This is a genomic window from Pseudomonas sivasensis (assembly GCF_052938085.1).
Genome location: NZ_CP176442.1, coordinates 3744827 through 3770375, shown reverse-complemented (window position 1 = coordinate 3770375; position 25549 = coordinate 3744827). Strand labels below are relative to the sequence as shown.

The 25549-nt window shown below is 64.2% G+C and carries 4 protein-coding genes; all 4 read left to right on the top strand.

Going from position 1 to position 25549, the window contains the following annotated elements; genetic code table 11:
* Positions 1-118 precede the first annotated feature (118 nt).
* The 4 genes from ACKZ62_RS17390 (at position 119) to ACKZ62_RS17375 (ending at position 25549) form a co-directional block, all read left to right on the top strand.
* On the top strand, positions 119-406 hold the full coding sequence (locus ACKZ62_RS17390) for a hypothetical protein (protein ID WP_447095579.1): 288 nt from the start codon (positions 119-121) through the stop codon (positions 404-406).
* Positions 407-865 carry a hypothetical protein gene (locus tag ACKZ62_RS17385; RefSeq protein ID WP_447095578.1) on the top strand — a complete coding sequence of 153 codons (459 nt, stop codon included), beginning with the start codon at positions 407-409 and terminating at the stop codon, positions 863-865.
* Between the two features lie 454 nt (positions 866-1319).
* On the top strand, positions 1320-14225 hold the full coding sequence (locus ACKZ62_RS17380; RefSeq protein ID WP_447095577.1) for a non-ribosomal peptide synthetase: 12906 nt from the start codon (positions 1320-1322) through the stop codon (positions 14223-14225).
* Positions 14222-25549 (top strand): non-ribosomal peptide synthetase, encoded by an 11328-nt coding sequence (locus tag ACKZ62_RS17375; protein ID WP_447095576.1) that lies wholly within the window; start codon positions 14222-14224, stop codon positions 25547-25549. The genes ACKZ62_RS17380 and ACKZ62_RS17375 overlap by 4 nt, the downstream gene beginning before the upstream one ends.

The window sequence follows — 25549 nt, the reverse complement described above, 5'->3', positions numbered from 1 at the left end:
CTAGGACTAAAACCACTATGGAGTGAGTTGAAAATTATTCCTGAGTAGGTGCAAAAGGCGCAGGTGAAGTTGCCTCTATAGGCGGAAAGACCTGTGTTTATACTGTGTTGTTGATGGCGTGACTCGTTATGTTGGAATAACCGACGACATAGTTAAGCGCGGTCAAGCTCACCTCAGAGAAAAAGGCATCACGATTGACAGAATAGAGGGTTTACAGAGCCTTTCACGTGCTGACGCACGGGCAGTCGAGCAAACACTGATCGACTACCATGGCCTTGGTAAAGATGACGGCACGTTAATCAATAAGATTAACTCTATATCGTCTGTCAAAAACCCGACTAAGTATGAGCAGGGTTTGATTCGCGGCGCCGAGCTGCTGAAAAAAGCTGGATATGAAGGATTTTAAATGGCTAAGAAGGTAAAGCTGGGCGACATTTTGCAGGTGTTAACCTCGCGGGGTGTCGCATATGCGCAAGTTACTCATAAGCATCCGGAATTTGGTTTTTTAATAAGTGTTTTCCCCGGATTTCATATTGAAAAACCAAAAGATTTTTCGGTTGTTGTTGATGGTGAACCACAATTTTCCGCATTTTTTGTTGTTCAAAGTGCGGTAAATCAAGGCCTTCTATCCGCTGTGGCAAATGTTCCGGTTCCCGAAAGGTTACAAGTGTTTCCTACGTTCCGTTCCAGGAATGGCGGGCCGGGAGGCTCTATTTGGCTATGGAATGGAAGCGAAGCACTTCCGCTGGAGAGAGAGATTAGCTCGGAAGAGCTGAAGCATTCCACAAGAGGAATTATCAGTGCGCCATTGCTTGTTGAGCGTATTGAAAAGAATTACAGAGCCGAGACCCATGAGGTTTGGTGAGTTGTAGAAGTTTCAACTTGATCTGACACTTTCGACACCGGCCTCGCGCCGGTGTTTTTGCACCCTATCTGCACCCTTTTTGCCGCCTTCTTGCATCCTATTTGCATCCTTTCTGCAGTCAAGTTGCATCCCTTTTGCACCCTCCCTGACGACCTACGGTCTAGCTGTCCTGTTGGTGCAAAAGGAATGAGTCGCCCCGCATCCTCCAGACACCTCGCAAACAGCTCGCCGGATAACGGCAGAAAATTACGGAACCATCTCGGCGTCCCCTTGTCCCCGCTTCCCATGTCACCCCCCACCCCCCAAATCCCTTAATTTCCTACCCCTACCGGAAGCCTCTCCAGGCCCCCGGCTGCGCCCGCTTTTTAACGTTGGGCGCACAGCGCATCCGATTCAAACGGCAGCTGAAAACGGACTTTCTCCTCCACCGTGACTTACCAGGCAGGTTACCCCCATGCAGTTCAGCGAATTATTGGCAGCGATTTCCACCCATGCGATCCGTCTGCAACTGGAAGAGGGCGATCTGATCATCCTCGGTGACGATGAGGCGTTGGATGACCGGCTGTGGGATCAGTTGATCGCTCACAAGCCCAGCCTGCTGGCGCTGGTGGCTGAGCATGGCGGTGATTGGCTGAGCCCGGCTTACCGCATCACGCCTGAGATGTTGCCGTTGGTGAGCCTTGATCAGACGGCCATCGACCGTATTGTCGCGGCCATCCCCGGTGGTGTGGCGAATGTGCAGGATATCTACCCGTTGGCACCGTTGCAGGAGGGCATGCTGTATCACCACCTCTCGGCCGGGCAAGGCGATCCTTACGTGCTGCATGCGCAGTTTGTGTTCGACAGCCGCGCGCGCCTGCACGCTTTTGCCGAGGCGCTGCAATGGGTGATCGACCGTCACGATATTTTGCGCACGTCCATGGTCTGGGAGCGCTTGGACGAGCCGCTGCAAGTGGTGTGGCGCAAGGCGACGCTGGCGTGTGAGGAAGCGCATTTCAGCGGTGGCGATGCCCTGGCTCAACTGATCGCCCGCTACGACGCCCGGACTTACCGGATGGACTTGGGTCAGGCGCCGCTGCTGCGCCTGGTGTTTGCCGACGACCCAGGCAATCAGCGGGTAGCGGCGATGTTGCTGTTCCACCACACCATCCTCGACCACACCGCGCTGGATGTGGTGCGCCACGAGATCCAGTTGTACCTGGCCGGCCAGCAAGCCCAGGCCGCTGAGCCGGTAGCGTTTCGCAGCTATATCGCCCAGGTGCGCCATGGCGTCAGCGAGCAGGCCCATGAAGGGTTTTTCCGCGAGATGCTGGGGGACATTGATGAGCCGACCCTGCCGTTTGGCTTGCAGGATGTGCAGGGCGATGGCCAGGGGATCGACGAGGCGCGCATGCCTGTCGACGCTGATCTGAGCCGCCGCCTGCGCAGCCTCGCGCGGCCCTTGGGCGTCAGCGTGGCAAGCATGATGCACGTGGCGCTGGCCCGGGTATTGGGCGTGGTCTCGGGCCGTGAAGCCGTGGTGTTCGGTACCGTGATGCTCGGCCGCATGGGGGCGGGCGAGGGCGGTGAGCGGGCGTTGGGGATGTTTATCAATACCCTGCCGTTGCGGGTGGATGTGGGCGAGCAGAGCGTGCGCGCCGGGGTCAAGGCCACCCATGAGCGGCTCACCACATTGCTCAATCACGAGCATGCATCCCTCGCGCTGGCCCAGCGTTGCAGCGGGGTCGCCGCGCCGACGCCGCTGTTCAGTGCGATGCTCAACTATCGCCACAGTGCCGCGACGGATATGGCCGAGGTGATCGAGGTGGCCGAGGGCATCCAGGTGCTGGGTGCCGAGGAGCGCACTAACTATCCGCTGACGGTGAATGTGGATGACCTGGGCGAAGGCTTCGCGCTGACAGTGATGGTGGACGCCTCCATTGGCGCAACCCGTGTGGCGAGCTACCTGCACACAGCGCTCCACAGCCTGGCCGACGCCCTTGAACAGCGACCGGAGATGCCGCTGAGCGGCCTGAACATCCTGCCTGAGACCGAGCGTCATCACCTGCTGCACCATCTCAATCACACCCCCCGCGCTTACGCCGACACCGCCCTGATCCACCAGCACGTCGAAGCCCACGCCGCGGCCCATCCCGACGCCATCGCGCTGCGTTTCGAGCAGCAACGCCTCACCTATCGTCAACTCAACGAACGCGCCAACCAGGTTGCCCATCGCCTGCTGGCCCAGGGCGTGCGCCCCGATGACCGCGTGGCGATCTGCGTGGAGCGCGGCCCGGAAATGATCATCGGGCTGCTGGGCATCCTCAAGGCCGGCGCGGGGTATGTGCCGATCGACCCGGCGTATCCGCTGGAACGCATCGCCTACACCCTGCACGACAGCCAACCGCTGGCGGTGCTGGTGCAGGCCAACACCCGTCACTTGGTGGGCGAACTGGCGCAGATCGACCTCAATGGCCTGCGCGGTGAATCCCTGATCAACCCGCACGTTGCGGTCAGCCCGCAGCACCTGGCCTATGTGATCTACACCTCCGGCTCCACCGGCCAGCCCAAGGGCGTGATGATCGAACACCGCCAGGTGGCGCGACTGTTCAGCGCCACTGAGCAGTGGTTCGGCTTCGACCACACCGATGTGTGGGCACTGTTTCATTCCTTCGCGTTCGACTTCTCCGTGTGGGAAATCTGGGGCGCGTTGATGCACGGCGGCCAGTTGCTGATCGTGCCGCAATTGGTCAGCCGCTCGCCGGACGAGTGCTACACGCTGTTGTGCGAAGCGGGCGTGAGCATCCTCAACCAAACGCCAAGCGCCTTCCGCCAGTTGATTGCGGCCCAGGGCAACAGCCCCCAGGCCCACTCGCTGCGCCAAGTGATTTTCGGCGGCGAAGCCCTGGAGCCGGGCATGCTCAAGCCGTGGTACGCCCGGGCGATCAATGCTGGCACCCAACTGGTGAACATGTACGGCATCACCGAAACCACCGTGCACGTGACTTATCGAGCGCTGCACGCCGCGGATGCGCAGTTGGTGGGCGTGAGTCCGATTGGCGTGCGCATTCCCGACCTGCAACTGTATGTGCTGGACGCACAGCGCGAGCCGCTGCCATTGGGCGTGGTCGGCGAGTTGTACGTCGGTGGTGCCGGTGTGGCGCGGGGGTATCTGAACCGCGCCGAATTAACCGCCGAGCGCTTCCTGACGAACCCAACCACCGGCCAGCGCCTCTACAAAACCGGCGACCTCGGCCGCCTGTTGGCCGATGGCAGCGTGGAATACCTGGGACGTAACGACGACCAGGTAAAAATCCGTGGTTTCCGTATCGAGTTGGGCGAAATCCAGGCGCGCCTCGCCACCGCTCAAGGTGTGCGCGACGCCGTAGTCATCGCCCGTGAAGACACGCCCGGAGATCAGCGCCTGGTGGCCTATGTGATCGCCGAAGGCGACATCAACGTCGCGATGCTGCGTGATCATTTGCGGCTGAGCCTGGCTGACCATATGGTGCCCAGCGCCTTCGTGTTGCTGGACACCTTCCCGCTGACCCCCAACGGCAAGCTCGACCGCAAGGCCTTGCCCGCGCCGGATGCCGACGCGTTGGCCCGACGTGATTACGAGGCGCCACGCGGCCCCGTTGAAGTAGCCATCGCGACCCTCTGGCAAGACCTGCTCAAACTTGAACGCATTGGGCGCGACGACAACTTCTTCGAACTGGGCGGTCATTCCCTGCTGGCAGTCAAGCTAATTGAGCGTATGCGCCAGGTCGACCTCAGCGCCGATGTGCGTGTGTTGTTCGGCCAACCCACTCTGGCCGCACTCGCCGCGGCGGTGGGCGGGCAACGGGAAGTGCGGGTGCCTGTCAACCAGATCCGCGCAGACAGCCCCGTCATCACCCCGGACATGCTGCCGCTGATCGAACTCGAACAGGCCGCCATCGACCACATCCTGCAACAGGTGCCCGGCGGCATCGGCAATGTGCAGGACATCTACGGCCTCGCGCCGTTGCAGGCCGGCATCCTGTATCACCACCTGGCAACCACCGACGGAGATCCCTACGTGTTGCAGGTGCAGTTGGGTTTCAACGATCAAGCGGCGTTGGACGCGTTTATCCAGGCGCTGCACAGCGTGATCGAACGCAATGACATCCTGCGCACCGCGATCCTCTGGGAAGGCCTGGACGAGCCGGTGCAAGTGGTCTGCCGCCAGGCGCCGTTGGCTGTTGAGCGGGTCGAAACCCCAGGCGTGGATGCCCTGGCCCACCTGCAACAGCGTTTCGACCCACGCCACTATCGCCTCGATCTGTCCCGCGCCTCGTTGATGCGCCTGGCCTACGCCGAAGCGCCGGGCGGCTTCGTCGGCATCCTGCTGCTGCACCATATCCTGCTCGACCACACCGCCCTACACGTGCTGGTGCAGGAGATGAGCGCCAGCCTGTCCGGGCGCAGCGCGCAACTGCCTGACGCGGTGCAGTACCGCACCTACGTGGCCCAGGCGCGGCTGGGGGTGAGCCAGGCCCAGCATGAAGCGTTCTTCAGCGAGATGCTGGGTGATATCGACGAGCCAACCCTGGCCTTCGGTTTGCTGGATGTGCACGGCGACGGCAGCGGCATTGTCGAGGCGCACCTGCCGTTGGAACCGGCCCTGAGCCTGGGCCTGCGCGAACAGGCGCGGCAATTGGGCGTGAGCACCGCGAGCCTGGTGCACCTGGCCTGGGCGCATGTGCTGGGGCAAGTCTCCGGTCAGCAGGACGTGGTGTTCGGCACCGTGCTATTGGGCCGTATGCAGGGCGGCGAGGGTGCCGACCGCGCCCTGGGGATGTTTATCAACACCTTGCCGCTGCGGGTCAGCGTCGGCGCAGTCGGCGTACAAGCCGCCGTGCGCGCCACCCACGCGCGCCTGGCGCAGTTGCTCGGGCATGAGCACGCGTCGCTGTCCCTGGCCCAGCGTTGCAGCGGGGTGCCGGGCTCATTGCCGTTGTTCAGCACGCTGCTCAACTACCGCCACAGCGCGCCGGATGAAGCGCCGGGAGACAGCCCGTTTGCGGCGTCCGGCATCCAGATCCTGAGCTCCGAGGAGCGCAGCAACTACCCGCTGGTGCTCAACGTCGATGACCTGGGCACAGGCTTCGCGCTGACCGTGCAAGGCGTAGCCACGTTGGACGTGCAGCGCGTCGGCGACTACATGCTCACGGCCTTGCGCCATCTGGTGACCGCGTTGCAACAAGCGCCGACCACGCCAGTGCAAGGCGTATCGATTGTGCCGCCTGCCGAGCGCAACCAACTGCTGGTGGAATTCAACGCCACTGCCCGCGATTACCCATCGCAACTGACCGTGCACCAACTGTTCGAAGCCCAGGCCCTGGCGCGTCCCGAAGCCGTGGCGGCGGTGCAAGGCCAGTTATCCTTGAGCTATCGCGATCTCAATCGCCGCGCCAACCGTCTGGCCCATCACCTGATCAACCAGGGCGTGCAACCGGGGGAAAGCGTGGCGATTGCGTTGCCGCGCTCCCTCGATCTGCTGATCTGCCAACTGGCGATCCTCAAGTGTGGCGCCGTGTACGTGCCCCTGGACGTGAATGCGCCGCTGGAACGCCAGGCGTTTATCGTGCAGGACAGTGGCGCGAAGCGGGTGCTCAACTCCCTGGCCGAGCTGAATCTGGACGCGCTGTCCCCGCGCAACCTCGACTTGGTACTTTCCTCCCACAGCGTGGCGTACATCCTCTACACCTCCGGTTCCACGGGTGCGCCCAAGGGCGTGCAGGTACCACACCGCGCGATCTCGCGCCTTGTGCTCAATAACGGCTATGCCGAGTTCAACCCTCAGGACCGCGTGGCCTTCGCTTCCAACCCGGCGTTCGACGCCAGCACCCTCGACGTGTGGGCGCCGTTGCTCAATGGCGGCTGCGTGGTGGTGGTCGAACAGGCAGTGCTGTTGTCCCAGGCCGCGTTTGCCGTGCTGTTGCAGGAGCAATCCGTCAGCGTGTTGTGGATGACCGCCGGGTTGTTCCACCAGTACGCCGATGCGCTGCTCCCGGTGTTCCCGCAGTTGCGTTATCTGATCGTCGGCGGCGATGTGCTCGACCCGCAGGTGATCGGCCGCGTGCTCAAGCACGGCAAGCCCCGGCACTTGCTCAATGGCTATGGGCCGACGGAGGCCACTACGTTCTCCACCACCCATGAAATTACCCACTTGGGCGAGGGCAGTATTCCGATTGGCCGGCCGATGGCAAATGCCCAGGCCTATGTGCTGGACGTGCGCCAGCAACTGTTGCCATTGGGCGCGGTCGGCGAGCTGTATATCGGTGGCGCGGGCGTGGCCAAGGGGTACTTGAACCAGCCGCAACTGACCGCCGAAAAATTTATCCCGAACCCGTTTGGCGAGGGCGTGCTGTACCGCACTGGCGATTTGGCGTGCTGGCAGGCCGACGGCACCTTGCTGTACCAGGGACGCAACGACCTGCAAGTGAAGATTCGCGGGTTCCGCATCGAGCCGGGTGAAATCGAAGCCTGCCTGGGAGCCTTCGCTGGCGTGAACGATGCGGTGGTGCTGGTGCGCGAAGACGAACCCGGCGACAAGCGTCTGGTGGCGTACTACACCGCCGCCGCGCCGCTGCCAATCGAAGCGGTGCGCGCCCACCTGCAAGGCCAGTTGCCGGACTACATGGTGCCGTCGGCCTATGTCTGGCTGGCGCTGATGCCGCTTACCGCCAACGGCAAGCTGGACCGCAAAGGCCTGCCGGTGCCGGATGCAAGCGCGCTGCTCAGCCGTGGTTATGAAGCGCCGGAAGGCGAGGTGGAATGCCTGCTGGCGCAGATCTGGCAGGACCTGCTCAAGCTCGACCTTGTGGGCCGGCATGACCATTTCTTTGAGCTGGGCGGGCACTCGCTGCTGGCGGTCAGCCTGATCGAACGCATGCGTCAGGCGGGCCTGAGCGCGGATGTGCGGGTGCTGTTCAACCAGCCGAGCCTGGCGGCGCTGGCGGCGGCGGTGGGCAGTGGTCGGGAGGTTGTGGTGCCGGCCAATGGCATTCCCTCGGGCTGCACCCACATCACGCCAGCGATGCTGACCCTGGTGCAACTCGACCAAAGCGCCATCGACCGCATCATCGCCAATGTCCCCGGCGGCGCGGCAAACGTGCAGGACATTTACCCGCTGGCGCCCTTGCAGGAAGGCATCCTGTACCACCACATCAGCGCCGAGCAGGGCGACCCGTATCTGCTGCAATCACGCATGGCCTTCGACAGCCTTGAGCGGTTGCACGGTTTTATGGGCGCGCTGCAACAGGTCGCCGCCCGTCACGACATCCTGCGTACCGGCGTGGTCTGGGAAGGCCTGGACAGCCCGGTGCAGGTGGTCTGGCGTGAGGCGCAGCTGGTGGTGCAGGAGGTGAACCTTGATCCCGCCGAGGGCGACATCCTCGAACAGCTGCACGTCCGTTTCGATGCGCGGCATTACCGCCTGGATATCACCCAGGCGCCGCTGTTGCGCATGGTTTACGCCCAGGATCCAGTGAACGGGCATGTGGCAGCTATCCTGCTGTTCCACCACTTGGCGCTGGACCACACCGCCATGGACGTGGTCGGCCAGGAGATGGGCGCGTTCCTGTTCAACCACGGCCAGGACTTGCCGGCGGCCGCGCCATTTCGCAACTACGTGGCCCAGGCGCGCCTGGGTGTGAGCGTCGACGAGCATGAGCGGTTTTTCCGCGAAATGCTTGCCGACATCAATGAGCCCACCTTGCCCTTCGGCATGCAGGACGTGCAGGGCGACGGCCGTGATATCGAAGAGGCCGAACAGGCCCTGACCATGGCGCTGGCCCAACGCGTACGTGAACAGGCGCGGCGCCTGGGCGTGAGCGCGGCAAGCCTGATGCACTTGGCTTGGGCCCAGGTGCTGGGGCTGGTCTGTGGGCGTGACGACGTGGTGTTCGGCACCGTATTGATGGGCCGTATGCAGGCCGGCGACGGTGCGGATCGGGCCTTGGGGATGTTCATCAACACCTTGCCGCTGCGGGTGGACACCGCAGTCAGTGCGGTCGCCGCCGTCAAGGCCACCCATGCACGGTTGAGCGCGTTGCTCGGCCATGAACACGCGTCCCTTGCCCTGGCTCAGCGTTGCAGTGGGGTGGCGGCCTCTACGCCGCTGTTCAGCGCGTTGCTCAACTACCGTCACAGCCATCCCGGCGCCATGGCCCGCGACGGCCAAGGTATTTGGGAAGGCGTGCAGTTGCTGGGCGGTGAAGAGCGCAGCAACTACCCGCTGACCCTGAGCGTCGACGATCTGGGCGAAGGCTTCGGCCTGACCGTGCTGGCCTTGCCCCGCATCGGCGCCCAGCGCCTGTGCGAGTACATGGCCAATGCCGTTGAACACTTGGTCGATAGCCTGGAAAACACCGCGCAAACCCCGCTCAATCAGTTGCCTATTCTCCCCGCCAGCGAACGCGAAACCCTGCTGCGCGAGTTCAACGCCACGGCTGCGGATTTCCCGAGCGGCCACACCGTGCAGGGTGCCTTTGAAATCCAGGCCGACCGTCAACCTCATGCCATAGCCGTGGTACAGGACGGCGAGTCGCTGACGTATCAGCAGCTCAACCACCGTGCCAACCAGTTGGCCCATCACCTGATCGCACAGGGTGTGCAGCCGGACGACCGCGTCGCCCTGTGCTGCCGTCGTGGGCCGCAGATGCTGGTGGGGTTGCTGGGGATTCTCAAGGCCGGCGCCGGTTATGTGCCGATTGACCCGGCGTATCCCGCCGAGCGCATTGCTTACTTATTGCAGGACAGCGCACCGGTAGCGGTGCTGGCCGAAGCGAGCACCCGCGACTTGCTGGGCGCGGTCACCAGCATCGACGTGCACGCAACCTGGCACCACCCCGTCAGCAATCCGCAACTCGCCGCCCTGACACCGGCCCACCTGGCCTATGTGATCTACACCTCGGGCTCCACCGGCCAGCCCAAGGGCGTGATGGTGGAACACCGCACCGTGGAAAACCTGGTGCATTGGCACTGTGAAGCCTTTGGCCTGCACGCCGTCAGCCACACCAGCAGCGTGGCCGGCTTTGGCTTTGATGCGATGGCCTGGGAGGTATGGCCAGCGCTGTGCGTGGGCGCCACCCTGCACCTGCCGCCGGAGGATGTGGGCAACGAAAACATCGACGAACTGCTCGCCTGGTGGCTGGCGCAGCCCTTGGACGTGAGCTTTCTGCCCACGCCGGTGGCCGAATACGCGTTCAGCCAGGACTTGCAGCACCCCACCTTGCGCATCCTGCTGATCGGCGGCGACCGCCTGCGCCAGTTCAGCCAGGAGCGACGCTTTGCGGTGATCAACAACTACGGCCCCACCGAAGCCACCGTGGTCGCCACCTCGGGCCGCGTGCGTGCCGGGCAGGCGCTGCATATCGGCCGACCTATCGCCAATGCCAGCGTATACGTGCTGGACGCGCAGTTGCGTCCGGTGCCGGTGGGGGTGGCCGGAGAACTCTATGTGGGCGGCAGCGGCGTGGCGCGGGGTTACCTCAATCGCCCGGACTTGAGCGCTGAACGCTTTGTGCAAGACCCGTTCAATGACGGGCGCATGTACCGCACCGGCGACCTGGTGCGCTGGTTGCCCGATGGCAATATCGAGTACCTGGGACGCAACGATGACCAGGTAAAAATCCGTGGCGTGCGCGTTGAACTGGGCGAAATCGAAAGCCGCCTGGCGGCACTGCAAGGCGTCGGCGACGCGGTGGTGCTGGTGCGCGAAGGCCGCTTGATCGCCTGGTTCACCGAGCAACAGCCGCTGCTGATTGAAAGCCTGCGCGAGCAATTGCAGGCGCAGTTACCGGAGGCTTTGGTGCCGGTGGCCTACGTCAAACTCGACGCGCTGCCCCTGACCGCTAACGGCAAACTCGACCGCGGTGCCTTGCCGGCACCGGATCAGGCCGCGTTGCTGACCCGTGACTACGAAGCGCCTCAGGGTGAAGTGGAAACCACCCTGGCCGTGATCTGGGCTGAGGTGTTGCAGGTTGAGCAGGTGGGTCGCCACGATCATTTCTTTGAGCTGGGCGGCCATTCGTTGCTGGCGGTCAGCCTGATCGAACGCATGCGCCAGGTCGGCCTCAGCGCCGATGTGCGCGTGCTGTTCAGCCAGCCGACCCTGGCCGCGCTGGCGGCAGCGGTGGGCAGTGGGCGCGAAGTGCAGGTGCCCGCCAACCGCATCCCGATCGACTGCCAGCGCCTGACCCCGGACCTGTTGTCGCTGGTGGAACTCGACCAATCCACCCTTGATCAAGTGGTGGCCCAGGTGCCCGGTGGCGCTGCCAATGTGCAGGACATCTACCCGTTGGCGCCGTTGCAGGAAGGCATTCTCTACCACTACCTCACCGCCGAGCAGGGCGACCCGTATCTGCTGCAATCGCACCTGGCGTTCGACAGTGTCGAGCGCCTGCACGCCTTCGCCCAGGCGCTGCAACAGGTGATCGACCGCCACGACATCCTGCGTACCGGCGTGGTGTGGGAAGGGCTGGTGCAACCGCTGCAAGTGGTGTGGCGCAAGGCCCGGTTGCCTCTTGAACAGCTGCAGCTTGAAGGCGATGTACTGGCCGGCCTGCATCAACGTTTTGATGCACGCCGCTACCGCCTGGACATCAGCCAAGCGCCGTTGATTCGCCTGGCCTACGCCGACGATCCGGCCAACCAGCGTGTGGTTGTGGTGCTGCTCTATCACCATATCGCCCTCGACCACACCGCCTTTGACGTGGTGCTGCGGGAAATGCAGGGTTATCTGCTGGGCCATCCGGCGCCGACCGCTGCACCGATGCCGTACCGCAACTACGTGGCCCAGGCGCGCTTGGGGGTGAGTGAGCAGGAGCATGAAACGTTCTTCCGCACCCTGCTCGGCGATGTCGACGAGCCAACCCTGCCATTCGGCCTGCAAAACGTGCGCGGCGACGGTAACGCCATCGAAGAGCACCGCCTGCATCTGGACAGCGACCTCAACCGCCGCCTGCGTGCCCAGGCCCGTTTGCTGGGGGTGAGCACCGCGAGCCTGTTCCACCTGGCTTGGGGCCAAGTGCTGGCGGCCACGTCCGGGCGCCAGAGTGTGGTGTTCGGCACTGTGTTGGTGGGGCGTCTGCAAGGCGGTGAAGGGGCCGACCGTGCGCTGGGCGTGTTCATCAATACGTTGCCGCTGCGCCTGGATATCGACGGTCAGGGCGCACGCTCCGCCGTACGCGCCACGCATGCGCGGCTCACCGCTTTGCTCGGTCATGAGCACGCTTCCCTGGCCCTGGCCCAGCGTTGCAGTGGGGTGGCTGCACCTGCGCCGTTGTTCAGCTCAATGCTCAACTATCGCCATCGCGGCGGCGCCACCCGTTCCCAGGAGGCGCAACACGCCTGGGAAGGTATGCAGACCCTGGTCAACGACGGGCGCACCAACTACCCGCTGACCTTGAACGTGGATGACCTGGGTGATGGCTACGACGTGACTGCGTTGGCCCAGGTCGATGCGCAACGCGTCTGCGGGTACCTGCAAGTGGCCCTGTCCGGGCTGGTCGAGGCCCTGGAGCAGGCACCGAACCAGGCGCTCAATCGCCTGCCGATCCTGAGTTCCGAGGAGCGACACACACTGCTGGTGACGTTCAACGCCACGGAGGTGAACTACAACCTCGACCAGACCCTGCACGGGATGTTCGAAGCCCAAGTTCAGCGTACGCCGCACGCCATCGCGGTGAAGGCGGGCGAGCAGCAGCTTACCTACCAACAACTCAACGAGCGTGCCAATCGCCTGGCCCATCATCTGCGCACGCTGGGTGTGCAGCCGGATGCCCGGGTGGGGATTTGCCTGGAGCGCGGCCTGGACATGGTCGTCGGCCTGTTCGCCATCCTCAAGGCCGGTGGCGGTTATGTGCCGCTGGACCCGGCGTACCCGCTGGAGCGTATCGCCTACATGCTGCACGACAGCGCGCCGGTCGTGGTGCTGGCCCAGAACGCCACCGTAGGCTTGCTGGGCGACGTGCCGCTGCTCAATCTGGACCTGGACACCTGGCAGCATCAGCCGCTGAGCAACCCCGAGGTACCGGGCCTGACCGCCCGGCATCAGGCCTACGTGATCTACACCTCCGGCTCCACAGGCCAGCCCAAAGGCGTGATCAACGAACACGCCGGGGTGGTCAACCGGCTGCTGTGGATGCAGGACGCTTATGGCCTCAACGCCGATGACGCGGTGTTGCAGAAAACCCCGTTCAGTTTCGACGTGTCGGTATGGGAATTCTTCTGGCCGCTGTTCACCGGCGCACGCTTGGTGATGGCGCGCCCCGGCGGGCATAAAGACCCGGCGTACCTGTGTGAGGTGATCCAGGCGGAGCACATCACCACGCTGCACTTTGTGCCGTCGATGCTTGATGTGTTCCTGGCCCATGGCGATGTGAGCCAGGCGGCTGGGCTGGTGCGGGTGATGTGCAGCGGCGAAGCGCTGCCGGGCAGCCTGGTGCGGCGTTTCAAGGCGCAGTTGCCGGGGATCGGCCTGTACAACCTGTACGGCCCGACTGAAGCGGCGGTGGACGTGACCGCCTGGAACTGCGCACGCCCCGACGTGCCGGACAACACTCCCATCGGCAAGCCCATCGCCAATACGCGCATGTACGTGCTGGATGCGCAGTTGCAGCCGTTGCCGCTGGGTGTGGTCGGCGAGCTGTTTATCGGCGGCGTGCAAGTGGCGCGGGGTTACCTGAACCGCCCTGAGCTGACTGCCGAGCGCTTCCTCGACGACCCGTTCCACGAGGGTCGGATGTACCGCACCGGCGACCTTGGCCGCTACTTGCCCGACGGCACTATCGAATACCTGGGCCGCAATGACGACCAGGTCAAGATCCGTGGCCTGCGTATCGAACTGGGGGAAATCCAGGCGCGTCTGCTTGAGCACCCACAGGTCAGCGAAGCGGCGGTGGTCGCCCGTGAGGATCGCCTCGTCGCCTACTACACCGGTACGCCAACCGAGATCGATGCACTGCGCGCTCACCTGCTGCAACACCTGCCGGACTTTATGGTGCCCGCGCTGTTCGTGCACCTCGACGCGCTGCCCTTGAGCCCCAACGGCAAACTCGACCGCAAGGCTTTGCCAGCGCCCGGCCTGTACGCCTTGACCGTGCGTGAGTACGAAGCGCCGGAAGGCGACACCGAAATCCTGCTGGCGCAGCTGTGGGCCGAGTTGCTCAACGTGGAGCGGGTCGGGCGCCAGGATAATTTCTTTGAACTGGGCGGGCACTCGCTGCTTGCCGTGAGCTTGATCGGGCGCTTGCGCCAGGAAGGCATGGAAGCTGACGTCCGGGCGCTGTTCGAACAGCCGACCCTGGCCGGCTACGCCGCAATGACCGAACGAATGGAGATCGTCCTGTGAGCCTCTTAGAGCTGCTGGCAACCCTGAAAACCAAGGACATTCAACTGGCGCTCAAGGGCGAGCAGTTGTCGGTGCAAGGCAACAAGCAAGCGTTGAGTGACCCGGCGCTCCTTGCCGCCTTGCGCGAGCACAAACCGGCGCTGATCGAGCTTATTAAGGCCGGCGAGTATTCCGCCACCAAGGCCGGTGAAGTCGACGTGCCGGCCAATGGCATCCCGGCCGGCGCCCAGCACATCACACCGGACATGCTGACGTTGTCCAGCCTCAGCCAGGACGAGATCGACCGCATCGTCGCCACCGTCGACGGCGGCGTGGCGAATATCCAGGACATCTACCCGCTGGCACCGTTGCAGGAAGGCATCCTGTTCCACCATGTCAGCGCCGAGCAGGGCGACCCGTACGTCATGCAATCTCAGTTCGCGTTCGACAGTCTGGCGCGCTTCGAGGCGTTCGCCCAGGCGCTGCAAGCGGTGATGGACCGCCATGACATCCTGCGCACCGGCGTGGTCTGGGATGGCCTGCAACAGCCGTCGCAAGTGGTGTGGCGCACGGCGCGCCTGCCGGTGCAGGCCTTGCAACTCGACCCGGCGGATGGCGAGATCGCCGCCCAACTGCACGCCCTGTTCGATGCGCGCCACTATCGCCTCGACGTGACCCAGGCGCCGTTGCTGCGCTTGGTGCGTGCCGATGACCCGGCCAATGGGCGTATCGTCGCCACCTTGCTGTTCCACCACATGGCCCTGGACCATAGCGCCCTGGAAGTGGTGTGCCATGAAATGCAGGCGTGCCTGCTGGGGCAGGGCGCGGCGTTGGGCCAGGCGGTGCCGTTTCGCAACTATGTAGCCCAGGCACGGCTGGGCATCAGCGAGCAGGAACACGAAGGCTTCTTCCGCCAGATGCTTGGCGATATCAGCGAGCCGACCTTGCCGTTTGGCTTGCAGGATGTGCAGGGCGATGCGCGGGGCATCAGCGAGCTCAGCCTGCCCTTGGCGGCGCTATTGAGCCAGCGCTTGCGCACCCAGGCGCGGCAGTTGGGGGTAAGCGCGGCAAGCCTGTTTCACCTGGGCTGGGCGCAGGTGTTGGGAGCATTGGCCGGCAAGCAACAGGTGGTGTTCGGCACGGTGTTGATGGGCCGTATGCAAGGCAGTCATGACACGGACCGCGCCTTGGGCATCTTCATCAACACCTTGCCGTTTCGCGTGGACGTGGACGGTCAGGACGTGCGCGCCGGGGTCAAGGCCACCCATGGTCGGCTCACCACACTGCTGCGCCACGAGCATGCGGCACTGGCCCTGGCCCAGCGCTGCAGTGGGGTGACCGCGCCGACGCCGTTGTTCAGCGCGCTGCTCAACTATCGCCACAGCGCGCCCGCCGCCAGCGCCGAAGCCGTCTCGGCGTGGCAAGGCATCGCCGCCCTCAGTGCTGAAGAACGCACCAACTATCCACTGACCCTGAGCGTCGATGACCTGGGCGAAGGCTTTGGCCTGAGCCTGCTGGCCAGCACCCAGGTGGACCCGCAGCGGGTCTGCGCCTACCTGCAAACTGCCCTGGAAAACCTGGTGACGGCCCTGGAGCAGGCGCCGGAAACCGCGCTCAATCAAGTGCCGGTGGTGCCCGCCGTCGAGCAGCGGTTGCTGTTGGAACAGTTCAACGCCACCCAGGCCGAGTTCCCCCAAGGCACCACCTTGCATGGGCGTATCGAAGCCCAGGCCGTTCTCACGCCACATGCCATCGCGGCGGTGCAGCTTGAACGCTCGCTGACCTACGCTGAGCTCAACGGGCAAGCCAACCTGCTGGCCCATCACTTGCTGGCGCTGGGCGTCAAACCCGATGACCGCGTGGCCATCGTCGCCCGTCGTGGACTGGACACCTTGGCCGGGTTGCTGGCGATCCTTAAAGCCGGCGCCTGCTACGTACCGGTGGACCCGTCCCACCCGGCCGAGCGCCTCGCCTACCTGCTTAGCGACAGCGCCCCGGTAGCGGTGCTGACTCAGCACGCGTTGCTCGAACGCCTGCCCGAGCTGGACGTGCCGGTGATCAACCTGGACCGCTACACCTGGCACCACCACGCGGCGAGCAATCCCAGCGTCGCCGTGACTCCCGCGAACCTCGCCTATGTGATCTACACCTCCGGCTCCACCGGCCTGCCCAAAGGTGTGATGGTGGAACACCACACCGTGACCAACCTGGTGGATTGGCATTGCCGCGCCTTCGACCTCTGCGCCGGGCGCCACACCGCCAGCGTCGCCGGGTTCGGCTTTGATGCCATGGCCTGGGAAGTGTGGCCGGCGCTGTGTGTCGGCGCGACCCTGCACTTGCCACCGGCCCACGACGGCCCCGAAGACATCGACGCGCTGCTGGCCTGGTGGTGCGCGCAGCCGCTGGATGTGTGCTTCCTGCCGACGCCGGTGGCCGAGTACGCCTTCAGCCAGCACATCGAGCACCCGACGCTGCGCACCTTGCTGGTCGGCGGCGATCGTCTGCGGCAGTTCGGGCGGGCGCAGCGGTTTGAGCTGATCAACAACTACGGCCCTACCGAAGCCACGGTGGTCGCCACCTCCGGAAAGGTCGAGGCGGGGCAGGCGTTGCATATCGGCAAGCCCATCGCCAATGCCACGGTGTACGTGCTGGACGAGCAACAACGCCCGGTGCCGCTGGGCGTGGCGGGTGAGTTGTATGTGGGCGGCAAGGGCGTGGCGCGCGGCTACCTGAACCGTCCGCAACTGACCGCCGAACGCTTCCTGGACGACCCGTTCAACGTCGGACGCATGTACCGCACCGGTGACCTGGTGCGCTGGTTGCCCGACGGCAACCTCGATTACCTGGGCCGCAATGACGATCAGGTGAAAATCCGTGGTGTGCGCATCGAACTGGGGGAAATCGAAACCCAACTCAACCAACTGCCGAGCTTGCAGGAAGTGGTGGTGCTGGTGCGTGACGAGCGGCTGGTGGCGTACTACACCGAAAACCCGCAACTTGACTCATTGGCGGTGGGCGATATCCGCGCCCATCTGGTGGCGCACCTGCCGGACTACATGGTCCCGGTCGCCTTCATGAAGCTTGACGCGCTGCCCTTGACCGCCAACGGCAAACTCGACCGCAAGGCCCTGCCGGCGCCGGATAGGGCCGCCGTGTTTACCCGCCAATACGCGACGCCCGAGGGCGAGATCGAAAGCAGCCTGGCGCAGATCTGGGCCGATGTCTTGCAGGTAGAACGCGTCGGCCGTTACGACCACTTCTTTGAACTGGGAGGGCACTCGCTGCTCGCCATGCGCATGGTGTCCCAAGTGCGCCAACGACTGGGCGTGGAGCTGTTGCTCAGCGACCTGTTTGCCAATGCCGAACTGGCCGCCGTTGCCGACGTGCTGGCCCAGGCCGGTCGCAGCACTTTGCCGGCGATCCTGCCGGCCAACCGCGATGAGCCGGTGCCGCTGTCGTTCGCCCAGCAGCGCTTGTGGTTCCTGGCGTTGATGGAAGGCGCCAACACGGCCTACAACATACCCATCGGCTTGCGCCTGCGCGGGCAACTGCATGTGCAGGCTTTGCAACGGGCGCTGGCGCGGATCGTTGCGCGGCACGAAACCCTGCGCAGCCGCTTCGCCCAGCACGGTGACGACGCCCAGGTGCTGATCGTCGCGGCCGACGACGTGCTGCCGCTGCAAGTGCAGGACTTGCGCCGCCACCCGCAACCGCAACAGGCGCTGGATGCGTTGATCCACGGCGAAGCGTCGGCGCCGTTCGACCTCGAACGCGGCCCGCTGCTGCGCGGGCGCCTGGTGGTGATGGCCGACGAGCACCATGTGCTGTTGCTGACCCTGCACCATATCGTCTCCGATGGCTGGTCCATGGGCGTACTCACCCGCGAACTGATGGCGCTGTACCAGGCCTTCAGCCATGGGCAGCCCGACCCGTTGCCGCCACTGCCGATCCAATACGGCGACTTTGCCGTGTGGCAACGCTTGTGGCTCAGCGGCGAAGTACTTCACCGCCAGAGCCGATATTGGCAACAGGCCCTGGCTGGTGCGCCAGCGTTGCTCAGCCTGCCCACCGACCGCCCGCGCCCGGCGCAGCAGGACTACGCCGGCAGCAGCGTGGAGATCCGTCTGGACGAGCGCCTCACCGCCGGGCTCAAGGCCTTGAGCCAACGCCATGGCAGCACGCTGTACATGACGGTAATGACCGCCTGGGCGTCCTTGCTCGCGCGGCTCTCGGGGCAGGCAGATGTGGTGATCGGCTCGCCGGTCGCCAACCGTACGCGCACTGAAGTCGAAGGCCTCATCGGCCTGTTCGTCAACACCCTGGCGGTGCGCATCGACACCTCGGGCGCGCCCACTACCGAAGCGCTGCTGGCGCGGGTCAAGGCGCTGACCTTGGCGGCCCAGGCCCATCAAGACCTGCCCTTCGAGCAAGTGGTCGAAATCACCCGGCCGGTACGCAGCCTGGCCCACAGCCCACTGTTCCAAACCCTGTTGGCCTGGCAGGACAGCAGCGCGCCGATCCTGGCCCTGGGCGACCTGGCCCTGGAAGGCATCGTGGAGAACAGCCACTTTGCCAAGTTCGACCTGTCGCTGAACCTCGGCGAAGTGCAGGGCACGATTATCGGCGCGCTGGAATACGCCGTGGCGCTGTTCGATGAAGCGACGATGCAGCGTTACGTCGGCTACTTCACCCGCGTGTTGCAGGCCATGGTCGATAACGATCAGGCGGTGTTGGAGCATGCGCCACTGCTGGACGAGGGCGAGCGCCGGCACGTGCTGTTCGATTTCAACGCCACCCAGGTGGATTACAACCTCGACCAGACCTTGCACGGCATGTTTGAAGCCCAGGTGGCCCGCACGCCCCATGCGATTGCGCTCAAGGCTGGCGAACAGCAACTGACGTACGCCGAGCTCAACGCGCGGGCCAACCAACTCGCCCATCACTTGCTGGCGCTGGGTGTCCAGCCGGATTCGCGGGTGGCGATCTGCGTGGAGCGCGGCCTGGAGATGGTCATCGGCCTGTATGCGATCCTCAAGGCCGGCGCCGCTTATGTGCCGCTGGACCCGGCTTACCCGCTGGAGCGCATCGCCTACATGCTCAGCGACAGCGCACCCGCTGTTGTACTGATCCAGGGCGCTACTCGTGAGCTGGTGGGCGCGGTGCCGGTGGTCGATCTGGACCAACCGAGCTGGCACGCGCAATCCGTGGATAACCCCGCGGTGCAGGGCCTGAGCGCCTATGTGATCTACACCTCCGGCTCCACTGGCCAGCCCAAGGGCGTGATCAACGACCATGGCGGCGTGGTCAATCGCCTGCTGTGGATGCAGGACGAGTATGGGCTCACCGCCCAGGACCGGGTCTTGCAGAAAACCCCGTTCAGCTTTGATGTGTCGGTCTGGGAATTCTTCTGGCCGCTGTTCACCGGCGCCTGCCTGGTGATGGCCCGTCCTGGCGGGCATAAAGACCCGGTGTACCTGTGCGAGGTGATCGAGGCCGAACACATCACCACGTTGCACTTTGTGCCGTCGATGCTCGACGTGTTCCTGGCCCATGGCGACGTCAGCCAGGCGGCCGGGCTGGTGCGGGTGATGTGCAGCGGCGAAGCCTTGCCGGGCAGCCTGGTGCGCCGGTTCAAGGCGCAGTTGCCGGGGATCGGCCTGTACAACCTGTATGGCCCGACCGAAGCGGCCGTCGACGTGACGGCATGGAACTGCGCGGGCCCGGTGACGCCGGACAACACTCCCATCGGTAAGCCCATTGCCAACACCCGCATGTACCTGCTGGACGCGCAGTTGCAGCCGGTGCCGCTGGGCGTGGTCGGCGAGCTGTTTATCGGTGGCGTGCAAGTGGCGCGGGGGTACCTGAACCGTGCGGAACTGACCGCCGAACGCTTTCTTCAAGATCCATTTACCAGCGGCCGCATGTACCGCACCGGCGACGTTGGCCGCTACTTGCCCGATGGGCATATTGAGTACCTGGGCCGCAACGACGATCAGGTGAAAATCCGTGGCCTGCGTATCGAACTGGGCGAGATCCAGGCGCGCCTGACCGAGTGCCCAGCAGTCAACGAGGCCGCCGTGATCGCCCGCGAAGACCGTCTGGTGGCGTACTACACCGGTGCCTTCACCGACATCGACGTGCTGCGCAGTCAGTTGTTGCATCACCTGCCTGAATTCATGGTGCCGGCGATCTTCGTTCATCTCGACGCATTGCCCCTGAGTCCCAACGGCAAACTCGACCGCAAGGCGCTGCCCGCGCCGGGCCTGGATTCGGTGGTGGTGCGCGAATACGAAGCGCCCCAGGGCGACACGGAAATCGCCCTGGCCAGCCTGTGGGCCGAGTTGCTCAAGGTGGAACGTGTGGGCCGTCACGATAACTTCTTCGAACTGGGCGGGCATTCGTTGCTGGCGGTGAGCCTGATGGGGCGCATGCGCGGCCTTGGCTTGTCGGCGGACGTAAAAGTGCTGTTCGGTCAGCCAACCTTGTCGGCACTGGCGGCGGCGTTGGGCACTGGTCGTGAAGTGGCGGTGCCGGTCAATGGCATCGTTGACGGTTGCACGTCGATCAAGCCGGGCATGTTGCCGCTGATCTCGCTGGAGCAAGTCGCCATCGACCGCCTCGTCGCCTGCATCCCCGGCGGTGCGGCGAATGTGCAGGATATCTACCCCCTGACGCCGTTGCAGGCCGGCATGCTCTATCACCACCGCGCCGTGCAGGAAGGCGATGCCTATGTGTTGCAGGCGCAGTTTGCCTTTGACAGCCGTCAACGTCTGGACGCCTTTGCCCTGGCGTTGCAGGCGGTGATCGAGCGCCACGACATCCTGCGTTCGTCGTTCCACTGGGACGGCCTGGAAGAACCGGTGCAGGTGGTCTGGCGCAAGGCGTCGCTGCGGGTTGAAACCGCGCCGCTGCCGCAACGCCTCGACCTGTCCCAAGCGCCGTTGATGCGCCTGGTGTGCAGCGAAGAAACCCCGCGTGTGGTCGCCACCTTGCTGTTCCATCACTTGGTCATGGACCACATCGCCCTGGAGATCCTGCAACACGAGATGCAGGCGTTTCTGTTGGGCACTCAACACCGCCTGGGAACGCCTGTGCCGTATCGCAACTATGTGGCGCAGATGCGCTTGGGCGCAGACGATCACGAAGGGTTTTTCCGCGAAATGCTCGGCCAGATCGACGAGCCCACGGAAGTGGCCAAGCTGGGCATCGATGAGCAGGCCCGTCTGACGATTGCTCCCGAATTAAGCCAGCGCCTGCGCACTCAGGCGCGCCAATCCGGCGTCAGCGCCGCCAGCCTGATGCACCTGGGTTGGGCCCAGGTGCTGGGCAAGGTGTCCGGCCGTGAGCAGGTGGTGTTCGGCACGGTGATGCTTGGCCGCCTGCAAGGCGGTGAGGGCGCCGAACGGGCCATGGGCGTCTTTATCAATACGTTGCCATTGCGGGTCGACCTGGGCGAGCACTCGGTACGCCACGCCGCGCGTGCCACCCATGCGCGGCTGAGCCAACTGCTCAGCCATGAACACGCGCCGCTGGCATTGGCCCAGCGTTGCAGCGGCGTGCCGGTGACCACGCCGCTGTTCAGTGTGCTATTCAACTATCGGCACAGCGCGCCGCAGGCCGGTGCAGTCACCGAGGCATGGCAAGGTATTGAGCTGCTCAAGGCCGAGGAACACAGCAACTACGGCCTGTCGATGAGCGTGGATGACCTGGGCGATGGCTTCACTTTGAAAGCCACGGGGCAGGGCGCCCGGCGCCTGTGTGAGTACCTGAATGTGGCCCTGGAGCAACTGGTGCAGGCGCTGGAACAGGGCAGCGATGTCGCCATCAGCCGCTTGCCGATCCTGCCCGCCGCCGAACAGCATCAACTGCGGCTAGCGTTCAATGCCAGCACCCGCGACTTCCCCCGTGAACACACCGTGCAGCGTCTGTTCGAAGCCCAGGCCCAGGCGCGTCCGGACGCATTGGCCGTGGTGCATGGCGAGCAGCGCCTGAGCTACGGCGAGCTCAATACCCGCGCCAATTGCCTGGCCCATTACCTGTTAGGACTGGGCGTAAAACCTGGCGACAACGTGGCGATCCTGCTGCCGCGTTCTGTCGCGCTGCTGGTCGGCCAACTGGCCGTGTTGAAGTGCGCGGCCGCCTATGTGCCGCTGGACATCAACGCGCCCGCCGAACGTCAGGCGTTCATGGTGCGGGACAGCGGTGCGCGCTGGTTGTTGACCCACAGCGACGCGGTGATCGAATACGCGGCGCAACGCCTGGACGTGGACACCCTGGCCTTCGATCCACAACCTAGCCATAACCCGGATTTGTCGCAGTCTTCGGACAGCGAGGCGTACATCATGTACACCTCCGGCTCCACCGGCGTTCCCAAGGGTGTGCTGGTGCCCCATCGGGGCATCACGCGGTTGGTACTCAACAACGGCTATGCCGATTTCAATGCCAGCGACCGCGTGGTCTTCGCCTCCAACCCGGCGTTCGACGCCAGCACCATGGATGTATGGGGGCCACTGCTTAATGGCGGGCAAGTGCAGGTGATCGATCACGCCACCTTGCTCGACCCTGTGGCATTCGGCATGGCGTTAAAGGGCGCGACGGTGTTGTTCGTCACCACTGCGCTGTTCAACCAGTACGTGCAACTGATTCCCGACGCGTTGGCGGGTTTGCGCATCCTGCTGTGCGGCGGCGAGCGTGCCGATCCGGCGGCGTTCCGCAGCCTGTTGGCCCAGGCGCCGACGTTGCGCCTGGTGCATTGCTACGGCCCGACGGAAACCACCACTTACGCCACCACCTATGAAGTGCGCGCACTTGCCGACGACGCCGACAGCGTGCCGGTGGGGCGACCGATCTCCAACACCCAGATTTATGTGCTGGATGCGCACTTGCAGCCAGTGCCCCAGGGCGTGACCGGTGAAATCTGCATCGGTGGTGACGGCGTGGCCAAGGGGTACTTGAACCGTCCTGAACTGACCGCTGAAAAGTTTGTGCAGGATCCGTTCAACCCAGGCGCTTTGATGTACCGCACTGGCGACCTCGGCCGCTGGACGGCGCAGGGCCTGCTCGAATGCATCGGGCGCAATGACGATCAGGTGAAAATCCGTGGTTTCCGTATTGAGCTGGGAGAGATCGAAGCGCGCCTGATGACCTGCTTGGGTATTCAGGACGCGGTCGTGTTGGCCCGTGAAGACGCGCCGGGGGATAAGCGCTTGGTGGCGTATTTCACCTGGGCTGCCGAACCGGTCGGCATCGACAACGTACGTGCCCATCTTCAAGGGCAACTGCCGGACTACATGCTGCCATCGGCCTATGTGCCGCTGGACCGCTTGCCGTTGACTGCCAATGGCAAGGTTGACCGCAAAGCCTTGCCGGTGCCGGCTCTGGACGCGCTGGTCAGTCGTGATTTCGAAGCACCGACCGACGCCCTGGAACAGACCTTGGCGCAATTATGGGGCGAGGTGCTGAAGCTGGAGCAGGTGGGCCGGCATGGCAGCTTCTTTGAACTGGGCGGGCATTCGTTGTTGGCGATTCGCCTGGTCAACCTGATGGACGAAGCGGGGCTGGCAGTGAGCCTGGCCGAGTTGTTCCAGCACGCCAGCGTGGCGTCGGTGGCGACCATGCTGCGCCAGCGCACCGCTGAGCCGGTGCGCGACAGCTCGGTGATTACGGTGCGCAGCAGCGGCTCGCAAGCGCCGTTGTTCCTGGTGCATGAATTCAGCGGCATGGACGTGTATTTCCCGGCGCTGGGCCAGCATTTACCGGGTGATTACCCGATCTATGGCCTACCGGGTGTGGCGCTCGGCGAGGCGCACCTCAACACCCTGGAAGGCTTGGCGGCGCGCATGGTGGGCCTGATTCGCGGCTTGCAGCCCCATGGGCCGTATCGCATCGCCGGCTGGTCATTTGGCGGTGTGCTGGCCTATGAAGTGGCGATGCAACTACTGGGGCTGGATGAACCGGTGGCGTTCCTTGGCTTGATCGACAGCTACGTGCCGCGCCTGACCGACCAGGGCAAGGCGCGTTGGAGCGGGCCAGACGCGCTTAAGCGGCATTTGCTGTTGCAGTGCCGCGCCTATTGGAACGCACAGGGAGGTGTGGATGAGCTGGCAAGGATTGAACAGTTGGACGCGCAGATTGGACAGTTGGACTTTGCAGGTGTGCTGCAACGCTGTCGCGATCAAGGTTTGCTATACGCGCAAATGGCGGCGGCTGCGGATGCGGACCTCTTGAGCTTTATCGAGCGCGAAGTCGGGCATGGGCATGCGCTGGCGCACTACAGCTTGTTTCCGCTGCCGGTGCCTGTGCACCTGTTCAGCGCTATAGAGCGGCCGACCGAGTTGTCGCGGCGCAGTGTGTCGCTGGGTTGGGATGACGCCCTTGCGCCTGGGCAGTTGCGTCAGGTTGAAGTGCCGGGTGATCACCAGAGCATGATGCAGGCGCCGCATATCCGTGCGCTGGGTGCGGCGATGACAGAAGCATTGGCAGGGTGTTCACCGGTAAGGGAAACGGCGCATCAATCGTTGCTGCGGATCCAGAGCGGACGGGCCGGGTATGCGCCGGTGTTCTGCGTGCCGGGGGCAGGGGACAGCGTCACCGGGTTTGTGGGCCTGAGCGAAGCGCTTGGACGGGACTGGCCGTTGTTTGGCTTGCAGCCACGTGGGTTGGATGGCGAGGCGGTGCCCCACAGCCAGGTGGAAGCGGCAGCGCGCTGTTATCTGCACGCGCTGGAACATGAGTGCCCGCATGGGCCGGTGCATCTGGTCGGGCATTCGTTTGGCGGCTGGGTGGCACTGGAGATGGCGCTGCGGTTGCAGGCGGCTGGACGGGAAGTGGCGTCGTTGACGGTGATCGACAGCGAAGCGCCGGGTAGTGCGGGTCGGGCTTATACGACGACGGCGGCGTTGTTGAGGTTGATCGAGGCGATGCAGCTGGCGGCGGGGAAACCCTTGGGGATTGACCGTGAAACCTTCGCGGTTGGCGACGAAGTGGCGCAGCGCCAGAGCCTGCATGGGGGAATGGTTGGGGTGGGGTTGTTGCCGGCCCGTGCCAGTGTTGATGCGATGGCGGGACCGGCCCGGACTTATGCGGCGGCGTTGCGTACGGAGTATCGGCCGACTCAGCGATATCGCGGGGTGGTGCGGTTGGTGTTGGCGCAGGATCCGGCGTTGGATGCGGTGGGCAATCAGCGGGAGCAGGGGGGGATGATTGAGGGGTGGCGTAAGCAGGGCAGCTCTTTGGAGGTTTGGTATGGGGTGGGGAATCACTTCACATTGCTCAAGGCGCCGAATGTTCACGGGCTGGCGCGGTGGTGGTTGGACACTGCGGTGATTGGGGAGGTGGTTTCGTGA

Coding starts and splice junctions, on each gene's coding strand:
- ACKZ62_RS17385 (WP_447095578.1), top strand. CDS start 407: ATGGCTAAGAAGGTAAAGCTGGGCGACATTTTGCAGGTGTTAACCTCG.
- ACKZ62_RS17380 (WP_447095577.1), top strand. CDS start 1,320: ATGCAGTTCAGCGAATTATTGGCAGCGATTTCCACCCATGCGATCCGT.